This is a genomic window from Actinotalea sp., from assembly GCF_041597215.1.
Lineage (GTDB): Bacteria > Actinomycetota > Actinomycetes > Actinomycetales > Cellulomonadaceae > Actinotalea.
Genome location: NZ_JBFHHB010000123.1, coordinates 1 through 9,321, shown reverse-complemented (window position 1 = coordinate 9,321; position 9,321 = coordinate 1). Strand labels below are relative to the sequence as shown.

The following is a 9,321-nucleotide window of genomic DNA, read 5'->3' as shown; positions in this document are numbered from 1 at the left end:
GTCGTCCGTCGACGACGACCCGGCCGTGCGTCTCGCGGTGATCGGCGCCGTGCTCGAGGACTGGCTCGACCGGCACGAGCCGGACGCGGTCGCGGTCGAGCGGGTCTTCGCCCAGCACAACGTCCGGACCGTCATGGGCACGGCGCAGGTCTCCGGGGTCGTGATGGCCGCGGCAGCACGTCGAGGCATCCCCGTCGTCCTGCACACGCCGTCCGAGGTCAAGGCGGCGGTCACCGGCAACGGGCGGGCCGACAAGGCCCAGGTCACCGCGATGGTCACCCGGATCCTCGGGCTCGACGTGGCGCCGCGACCGGCGGACGCCGCCGATGCCCTCGCCCTGGCGATCTGCCACCTGTGGCGACCGACGGCGTCCGGGGCGACGGGCTCAGGCGCTGCGGGCCCGGCAGGCGTGGGCCCGGCAGGGGCGGACGCCGGCCGGCGGACCTCAGCGACGTCCGCGCAGCGCGCCTGGGCCGCGGCGGAGGCCGCGGCGCGCCGGGGGCACCGCTGAGCCCTGTGCTTGCTAGCGTTGCGACTCGTACAGGTGTTCGGGCGGCCGCGGGGTCGTCCGCGGGACCACGCGCCTCGGTCGCGTCGGTTCCCTCGGTGGAAAGGGAGTCGCGGTGATCGCCACGCTGCGCGGGCAGGTCCTGGCCGTCCGGCTGGACGCTGCCGTGCTCGAGGTCGGGGGAGTCGGCCTGCTGGTCCACGCGACGCCGACCACCCTCGCAGGGCTCCGGGTAGGGGAGGAGCAACGACTGGCCACCTCGCTCGTGGTCCGCGAGGACTCCCTGACCCTCTTCGGCTTCGCCGACGACGACGAGCGCGACGTCTTCGAGACGGTGCAGACGGTGAGCGGGATCGGACCGCGCCTCGCCCTGGCGATGCTGGCCGTGCACAGCCCCGACGGCCTGAGACGCGCCGTCGCGGGCGAGGACCTCGCCGCGCTCCAGCGCGTGCCCGGGATCGGTCGCAAGGGCGCCCAGCGACTGGTCCTGGAGCTCGCCGACCGCCTCGGGGCGCCGGGAGCGACCGAGGGGAGTGCCGCCGAACGGCCGGGGCCCTCCTCGGGCGATCGCCGCGCCGAGGTCGTCGAGGCCCTGGTCGGCCTCGGCTGGACCCTCAAGGTCGCCCAGACGGCCGTGGACGGGGTCGCCCCCGACGAGGAGCCGGTGACGGACGTCGCGGCCGTCCTGCGCAGCGCGCTGCGCACCCTCGGCGGTGCACGTGGCTGAGGACGAGATCACCACCGAGCGCATCGTCGCTCCGGGTGCGGAGGACCTCGAGCGCGCGGCCGAGGCGGCCCTTCGCCCGCGCACCCTCGGCGAGTTCGTCGGGCAGCGGGTGGTGCGCGAGCAGCTCGAGCTGGTGCTGCACGCGGCGATGGGTCGAGGCCGTGCCCCCGACCATGTCCTCCTCTCCGGCCCGCCGGGGCTCGGCAAGACGACCCTCGCGATGATCATCGCTGCGGAGCTCGGGACGGCGGTGCGGATCACCTCCGGACCCGCCATCCAGCACGCCGGCGACCTCGCGGCGGTGCTCTCCTCGCTCGAGGAGGGCGAGGTGCTCTTCCTCGACGAGATCCACCGCATCGCGCGCCCGGCGGAGGAGCTGCTCTACGTCGCCATGGAGGACTTCCGGGTCGACGTCGTCGTGGGCAAGGGTGCGGGGGCGAATGCCATCGGCCTGAGCCTGCCGCCGTTCACCGTCGTCGGCGCCACGACGCGGGCGGGCCTGCTCCCGGCGCCCCTGCGGGACCGGTTCGGGGTCACCGGGCACCTGGACTTCTACGCGGAGGACGAGCTGCGCCAGGTGCTCGTCCGCTCGGCAGGGCTGCTCGGTGTCGAGCTGCACGCCCAGGCGGCGAGCGAGATCGCCTCGCGGTCGCGGGGGACGCCGCGGATCGCCAACCGGCTCCTGCGCCGGGTGCGGGACTGGGCGCAGGTCCGGGGCAACGGCACCCTCGACCTGGCGGCGGCGCGCGCGGCGCTGGAGGTCTACCAGGTGGACGAGCTCGGCCTCGACCGTCTCGACCGCTCGGTGCTGACCGCGCTCTGCGAGCGTTTCGGCGGCGGGCCGGTGGGGCTGACGACCCTCGCGGTCGCGGTCGGCGAGGAGCCCGAGACGGTCGAGACGGTGGCCGAGCCGTTCCTGGTCCGGGAAGGACTCATCGGCCGGACCCCGAGGGGCAGGGTCGCGACCGGCAGGGCCTGGCAGCACCTCGGGCTCGTCCCTCCTGCCCAGGACGGGCTGCTCTTCGAATGAGGGAACCCGGCGCGCCCGTGCGGCGTTAGGGCTGGGACGCGCCTGTCAGTAGACTCTGCGCGGCCCCGAAGACGAAGGACGTGACAGTACCGATGGATCAGCTCCTCCTGCCCCTCATGCTCGCTGGGGTCTTCGGCCTCCTCATCTACTCCTCGAACCGCACGCGCAAGCGCCAGGCGAAGGCTGCCCAGGAGCTCAAGGAGAACCTCGTCCCCGGCCGCCAGGTCATGACCGGCTCCGGTCTCTTCGGCACCGTCGTCTCCGTCGACGAGGAGGCCGTCGTGCTCGAGACGAGCCCCGGGATCGAGAGCCGCTGGCTCCTGGCCGCCGTCGCGAAGATCGTCGAGCCGCCGGTCGATGCTGACGACGAGTTCGAGGACGACGAGGAGTACGAGGACGACGAGTACGAGGACGAGTACGAGGACGACGAGGAGTACGAGGACGAGGACGGCGCGGACGCCGAGACCTCGGACGAGCTCGAGGTCGACGTCCCGGACGACGCGTCCAGCCTGACCACCGACCCCGGCGAGGACGACGCACCCCGCCGCTGAGGACCACCGGGCCGGCGGACGTGTGTCCGGCCCCAGCTCACGAGAGAAGACGAACCGTTGGCCACTTCGACCCGCCGTGAACGGCCCGTGCGCACCCTGGTGACGCTCGGTGTCCTGGTCATCGCCCTCTTCGGCGCCCTGTTCTCGGGGGCGCGGTGGTCGGACGGCTCCCTGGTCCCCGAGCTCGCGCTCGACCTCCAGGGCGGTACGCAGCTCATCCTCAAGCCCATCGCGGAGGATGAGGCGAAGGTCACCGCGGAGACCATCTCCCAGGCGATCGACATCATCCGCCAGCGCATCGACGCCTCCGGTGTCGCCGAGGCCGAGATCACCAGCCAGGGCGACAACCAGATCGTCGTCGGCATCCCTGGGACGCCCTCGCAGGCGACTCTCGACCTGGTGCGGCAGTCCGCGCAGATGTACTTCCGGGCGGTGATCAAGGACGGTGCGCCGACGGTCTCGGACCCCGAGACCGCTGCGGCCGACCTCGGGACGCCGGCCGACGGCAGCGACCTCGCCTGGTTGACCCAGGACGTCCTGGACGACTTCGCGGCGTTCGACTGCACCGACCCGGCGAACCTCACCGGCGGGACGACGGCGAGCGGCGACATCACCGAGCCGATCATCGCCTGCGACCAGCTCGGCACGACGAAGTACGTGCTCGGCCCGGCAGAGGTCAGCGGGGACGAGATCTCGAACGCGAGCTCCGGTCTGGAGACCACCTCGACCGGCGCGGTGGGGACGACCTGGATCGTCTCCCTGGACTTCAACAGCCAGGGCACCGCTGACTTCCGCGAGGTCACCACCCGGCTGGTGGACCTGGAGTCCCCGCGCAACCAGTTCGCCATCGTCCTCGACGGGCTCGTCATCTCCGCCCCGCGGATCAACGAGATCATCCCGAGCGGCCAGGCCCAGATCTCCGGGACGTTCACCCGCGAGAGCGCGGCGACGCTGGCGCAGCAGCTCAACTTCGGTGCGCTCCCGCTGACCTTCGAGGTGCAGAGCGAGCAGTCGATCTCCGCGACCCTCGGCTCCGAGCAGCTCCAGCGAGGGATCCTCGCCGGGCTCATCGGACTGGCACTCGTCGGGCTCTACTCGCTCGTGCAGTACCGCGGGCTGGCGATCGTCACGATCGCCTCGCTCGTGGTCGCCGGTGGTATCACCTACGGGCTGATCGCGCTGCTCTCCTGGACGCAGGGCTACCGCCTGAGCCTCCCGGGTGTGGCGGGACTGATCGTGGCGATCGGCATCACGGCCGACTCGTTCATCGTCTACTTCGAACGTGTCCGGGACGAGCTGCGCGACGGCCGGTCCCTTCCGGCAGCCGTGGCGCACGCCTGGGTCCGGGCGCGACGCACGATCCTCGCGTCCGACGCCGTGAACTTCCTCGCGGCAATGGTGCTCTACTTCCTCGCCGTCGGAGGGGTGCGTGGTTTCGCCTTCACGCTCGGACTGACGACCCTCGTGGACCTCGTGGTGGTCTTCCTCTTCACCCACCCGGCGCTCACCCTGCTGGCCAGGACGCGGTTCTTCGCCGAGGGGCACAGCTTCTCCGGTCTCGACCCGAGCCAGCTGACCACCGGCGCACGCTACGCAGGTCGTGGGCGGGTCGCCGCTCCCGGCGGGCCGAGCGCCGCCGACGCGGCCGGCGTGGCGGTCGCCGCGGGGGACCAGCGCATGACGATCGCCGAGCGCAAGGCGGCTGCTCGCGCCGCAGGCGAAGCGGGTACCGACGGGAAGGACGCCTGATGGCCAGCACGCGGATGAGCCGCTGGGGTGCCGACCTCTACACCGGCCACACCTCCTACGGGATCGTCGCGCACCGCCGGCGGTGGTACACCATCTCGGCGGTCGTGCTCACGATCTCGGTGCTGCTGCTCCTGGTGCGCGGGTTGAACCCGAGCATCGAGTTCAAGGGTGGCTCGGAGTTCACCATCTCGAACGCTGCCACCCTCGAGCAGCAGCCGGCGCTCGACGCCGTCAGCTCGGTCAAGGCCGACGAGGTCGCCCGGGTCTCGACCATCGGGCAGGACTCGGTGCGGGTCCAGACGGCCAAGCTCAGCGACACCGAGACGGTCGCGGTGGCCGACGCCCTCGCCGCCGCCTACGAGGTCCCGGTCACGGAGATCTCCACGACCTTCATCGGGCCCACCTGGGGTCAGGACGTCTCGAGCAAGGCCCTGCGGGCACTCGTGGTCTTCCTCGTCCTGGTGACCCTCGTCATGACCATCTACTTCCGCGCCTGGCGGATGGCGGTGGCCGCGCTCGTCGCTCTGATGCACGACCTGGTCATCACGGTCGGCCTGTACGCGGGGGTCGGCTGGGAGGTCAGCCCGGCGACGGTGATCGGGTTCCTGACGATCCTCGGGTACTCGATCTACGACACCGTCGTCGTCTTCGACAAGGTGCGCGAGAACACCCGCAAGGTCACCGAGCAGAAGCGGTTCACCTACGCGGAGATGGCGAACCTCGCCGTCAACCAGACCGTGGTCCGGTCGATCAACACCTCGGTCGTGGCGCTGCTGCCGGTCGGCGCCATCCTCTTCATCGGTGCCTTCCTGCTCGGTGCCGGGACGCTGAGGGACATCGCCCTGGCCCTGTTCCTCGGCATCATCGTCGGGACCTTCTCCTCCGTGTTCATCGCGACTCCCTTCGAGGTGAGCCTTCGCGAGCGTGAGCCGGCGATCAAGGAGCACACCGCCATGGTGCTCGCAGCTCGCGCCGAGGCCGCCGCCCGCAACGGGGAGTCCGAGGTCGAGCCCGTCCGGGTCGGCGCGGCGATCCCGGGGCACCACCTGGGCAACCAGGCGCAGCCTCGTCGGCGCAAGTCCACCCGCCCCGGTGGGAGGACCTCGTGAACGCACCGTTGGCCGAGCGGGTCCGCGAGCGGATCCGCGACGTCCCTGACTACCCGCAGCCGGGTGTCACCTTCCGGGACATCACCCCGATGCTCGCGGACGGCCCGCTCTTCGCCGAGGTCGTCGCGGCCCTGGCGCAGAGCGCTCCGCCGGTCGACCTCGTCGCGGGGATGGAGGCACGCGGCTTCCTCCTCGGGGCGCCCGTGGCCGTCGCCCTCGGCGTGGGCTTCGTCCCCGTGCGCAAGGAGGGCAAGCTCCCCAGGGAGACCCATTCCGGTGCCTACGACCTCGAGTACGGCTCCGCCGTGCTGGAGGTCCACCGGGACGCCGTGGCCCGCGGTTCACGGGTCCTGGTGATCGACGACGTCCTGGCCACGGGAGGGACCGCCGCCGCGACGGTGGAGCTCTTCCGCAGGGCAGGCGCCGAGGTCGTGGGAATGAGCTTCCTCATGGAGCTGTTGGCTCTGGAAGGCAGGTCGAAGCTCGACGGCGTGCCCGTCGAGGCGATGCTCGCCTACTGACAGGCAGCACGGCGCGGCTGCGTGACGCCCGTAGGATGATGCGCGAACGGGAGGTGGCCATGGCGGAGCATGAGGTGGCACCGGTCCCCGCGACGTCCGAGAACGGCTCCGGCGGGGACGGCGGGAGCGCGTCCAAGGTCCGCCAGCGCCTCGTGAGGTTCGGCACGCGCCCCTCGTCCACGAACTCGCCCATCCTCGAGCCCTTGCTCATCGCCGTCCGGGCCAACCACCCCAAGGCCGACGTGTCCGTCATCGCCAAGGCGTACGTCACGGCCGACCGCGCGCACCGGGGCCAGGTGCGGCGCAGCGGCGACCCGTACATCACCCACCCGGTCGCGGTGGCGACCATCCTCGCCGAGCTCGGCATGACGCCCCCGACCCTTGCCGCTGCACTCCTGCACGACACGGTCGAGGACACCGAGTACTCCCTCGACAGCCTGCGCTCCGACTTCGGCGACGAGATCGCGATGCTCGTCGACGGGGTGACCAAGCTGGACAAGGTCGTCTACGGGGAGGCCGCGCAGGCCGAGACGGTGCGCAAGATGGTCGTGGCGATGGCGAAGGACATCCGGGTCCTGGTGATCAAGCTGGCCGACCGCCTGCACAACGCCCGCACGTGGAAGTTCGTGCCTGCGGCCTCGGCCGAGCGCAAGGCCAGGGAGACCCTGGAGATCTACGCGCCGCTGGCCCACCGGCTCGGCATGAACACCATCAAGTGGGAGCTGGAGGACCTCTCCTTCGCGACCCTCTACCCGAAGATCTACGAAGAGATCGTGCACCTGGTGGCCGAGCAGGCCCCGGCACGCGAGGAGTACCTCAACACCGTGCGCGAGCAGGTCAACGAGGACCTCAAGGCCGCGAAGGTGCGCTGCACGGTGAGCAGCCGCCCCAAGCACTTCTACTCGATCTACCAGAAGATGATCGTCCGCGGGCGCGACTTCTCCGACATCCACGACCTCGTCGGGGTCCGGGTGCTCGTGGAGTCGGTGCGGGACTGCTACGCAGCCCTCGGCGCCCTGCACGCGCGGTGGAACCCGGTCCCCGGCCGGTTCAAGGACTACATCGCGATGCCCAAGTTCAACATGTACCAGTCGTTGCACACGACGGTGATCGGCCCCGGCGGGCGTCCGGTCGAGATCCAGATCCGGACGTACGACATGCACCGTCGCGCCGAGTACGGCGTCGCCGCGCACTGGAAGTACAAGGAGAACGCGAAGCATCCGGGCGCCACGGGCGACGCCTCCAGCGACATGGCGTGGCTGCGTCAGCTCGTGGACTGGCAGAAGGAGACGGCCGACCCCTCGGAGTTCCTCGACTCCCTCCGCTTCGAGATCCGCGGCTCCGAGGTCTACGTCTTCACCCCCAAGGGCGAGGTCATCGCCCTTCCCGCCGGTTCGACGCCGGTGGACTTCGCCTACGCGGTGCACACCGAGGTGGGGCACCGCACGATGGGCGCCCGGGTCAACAACCGGCTCGTCCCACTGGACTCCCAGCTGGAGAACGGCGACGTCGTCGAGGTGCTGACCTCGCGTGCGGAGTCCGCCGGCCCGAGCCGGGACTGGCTCGCCTTCGTCAAGAGCCCCCGTGCGCGGAACAAGATCCGCCAGTGGTTCTCCAAGGAGCGTCGCGAGGAGGCCGTCGAGCACGGCAAGGACTCCCTCGCCAAGTCGATGCGCAAGCAGAACCTCCCGCTCCAGCGGCTGCTGTCCCACGAGGCGCTCGTCACCCTGGCGAACGAGATGCGCTACGCCGACGTCTCCGCGCTCTACGCGGCGATCGGTGAGGGCCAGGTCGCTGCGAGCACCGTCGTCCAGCGGCTCGTGCAGTCGATCGGCGGGGAGTCCTCCGCGGAGGAGGACATCGCCGAGAGCACGCGTCCCGGTACCGTCCACCGTTCGCGGACGGGAGAGGCGGGCGTCCGTGTCAAGGGCGTCTCCGACGTGTGGGCCAAGCTCGCCAAGTGCTGCACCCCGGTCCCCGGCGACGAGATCATCGGCTTCGTCACGCGCGGTGCCGGGGTCAGCGTGCACCGGACGGACTGCGCCAACGTCGTCAACCTGCGTGAGCAGCCGGAACGGATGATCGAGGTCGAGTGGGATGCGGGCTCCGGCTCGGTCTTCCTGGTCCAGATCCAGGTGGAGGCGCTCGACCGCAGCCGGCTGCTCTCCGACGTGACCCGGGTCCTGTCCGACCACCACGTGAACATCCTGTCCGCGATGGTCTCCACCTCGCGGGACCGGGTGGCCATCTCGCGCTTCGTGTTCGAGATGGCGGAGACGACGCACCTGAACTCCGTGCTCGCGGCGGTGCGCAAGGTGGACGGGGTGTACGACGTCTACCGCATCACCGGGTCCAAGGCGGCCGAGCTGACCGTCGGCTGAGGCCGGCGTCGTCTGTCCCGCCCACCGCGACCGCTGAGCCGGCGCTCCGGGGTCGAGATCGCCGGTCTGACGCGAGATCGCCTGTACGAACCGGCGATCTCGCGTCGAACCTGCGATCTCAGGGCGGTCGTCGGCGGAACGGTGCGGCGCGGGCGTCAGTCGGGGTGACGCACGGCGTGCCGGACCGCGATCACGCCGTTGTCGAACCGCCGGTGGTCCAGCAGCTCGAGGTCGAGCCGGACGCCCCGGGGCAGCGCCGGCTTGCCGCCGCCCAGCAGGACCGGGCACAGGAGCAGCACGCACTCGTCGACCAGACCGTGCCGGAAGGCCTCCGCGGCGATGCCGGCGCCTCCGATGCTCAGGTCCGCGTCGGAGCTCTCCTTCAGACGCCGCACCGCGTCTGGATCGAACTGCCGCTCGAGCCTCGTGCGCGCGGTCGAGACCTCCGTCAGGGAGGTGGAGTAGACGACCTTGTCGGTGCCGCGCCAGATCTCGGCGTACTCCCGGACCACTGCGGGCGCGTCCGCCAGCCAGTCGTCGTCCTGCCAGACGCGCATCGTCTCGTACATGCGTCGCCCGTAGAGCGAGGTGCCGATGTGCCGCTCGTGCGCGTTCCAGAACGCGTGCACGTCCTCGTCCGGCACCGACCAGTCGATCGCACCGGCCTCGTCGTCGAGGAAGCCGGCGAGCGAGATTTTGGCCGCGTAGATGAGCCTGCCCATGGAGCCCTCCGTGCGGAGGGGGG

Annotated in this window: 9 protein-coding genes; 8 read left to right on the top strand and 1 reads right to left on the bottom strand. The window is 71.1% G+C overall.

All coding sequences use genetic code 11. The annotated features are described in order from the left end of the window. From ABWK99_RS09920 to ABWK99_RS09885, 8 genes are all read left to right on the top strand, one after another. The coding region (locus ABWK99_RS09920; protein ID WP_372594540.1) for a crossover junction endodeoxyribonuclease RuvC at nucleotides 1–511 on the top strand (511 nt) is incomplete at its 5' end. 112 nt (nucleotides 512–623) lie between these two features. Then, nucleotides 624–1,235: a Holliday junction branch migration protein RuvA gene (gene ruvA / locus ABWK99_RS09915; RefSeq protein ID WP_372594539.1), complete on the top strand. Its 612-nt coding sequence runs from the start codon at nucleotides 624–626 to the stop codon at nucleotides 1,233–1,235. Beyond that, nucleotides 1,228–2,265 carry a Holliday junction branch migration DNA helicase RuvB gene (ruvB, locus tag ABWK99_RS09910; RefSeq protein WP_372594538.1) on the top strand — a complete coding sequence of 346 codons (1,038 nt, stop codon included), beginning with the start codon at nucleotides 1,228–1,230 and terminating at the stop codon, nucleotides 2,263–2,265. The genes ruvA and ruvB overlap by 8 nt, the downstream gene beginning before the upstream one ends. 92 nt (nucleotides 2,266–2,357) lie before the next feature. After that, the gene (gene yajC, locus ABWK99_RS09905) at nucleotides 2,358–2,816 is read left to right on the top strand and encodes a preprotein translocase subunit YajC (RefSeq protein ID WP_372594537.1); all 459 of its coding nucleotides are present in this window, start codon (nucleotides 2,358–2,360) and stop codon (nucleotides 2,814–2,816) included. A gap of 57 nt (nucleotides 2,817–2,873) precedes the next feature. Continuing rightward, nucleotides 2,874–4,565 (top strand): protein translocase subunit SecD, encoded by a 1,692-nt coding sequence (secD, locus tag ABWK99_RS09900; protein ID WP_372594536.1) that lies wholly within the window; start codon nucleotides 2,874–2,876, stop codon nucleotides 4,563–4,565. Beyond that, nucleotides 4,565–5,674, top strand: coding sequence for a protein translocase subunit SecF (gene secF, locus ABWK99_RS09895; protein WP_372594535.1), 1,110 nt, complete (start codon nucleotides 4,565–4,567; stop codon nucleotides 5,672–5,674). Before secD ends, secF begins: the two co-directional genes overlap by 1 nt. Continuing rightward, on the top strand, nucleotides 5,671–6,195 hold the full coding sequence (locus ABWK99_RS09890; protein ID WP_372594534.1) for an adenine phosphoribosyltransferase: 525 nt from the start codon (nucleotides 5,671–5,673) through the stop codon (nucleotides 6,193–6,195). The genes secF and ABWK99_RS09890 overlap by 4 nt, the downstream gene beginning before the upstream one ends. Before the next feature lie 59 nt (nucleotides 6,196–6,254). Beyond that, on the top strand, nucleotides 6,255–8,576 hold the full coding sequence (locus ABWK99_RS09885; RefSeq protein ID WP_372594533.1) for a bifunctional (p)ppGpp synthetase/guanosine-3',5'-bis(diphosphate) 3'-pyrophosphohydrolase: 2,322 nt from the start codon (nucleotides 6,255–6,257) through the stop codon (nucleotides 8,574–8,576). Between the two features lie 155 nt (nucleotides 8,577–8,731). Here the strand turns inward: ABWK99_RS09885 and ABWK99_RS09880 are convergent. Continuing rightward, nucleotides 8,732–9,321, bottom strand: a 590-nt coding sequence (locus ABWK99_RS09880; protein ID WP_372594532.1) for a dihydrofolate reductase family protein, incomplete at its 5' end; no start/stop codon positions are given.

Coding starts and splice junctions, on each gene's coding strand:
- secF (WP_372594535.1), top strand. CDS start 4,565: ATGGCCAGCACGCGGATGAGCCGCTGGGGTGCCGACCTCTACACCGGC.
- ABWK99_RS09885 (WP_372594533.1), top strand. CDS start 6,255: ATGGCGGAGCATGAGGTGGCACCGGTCCCCGCGACGTCCGAGAACGGC.
- yajC (WP_372594537.1), top strand. CDS start 2,358: ATGGATCAGCTCCTCCTGCCCCTCATGCTCGCTGGGGTCTTCGGCCTC.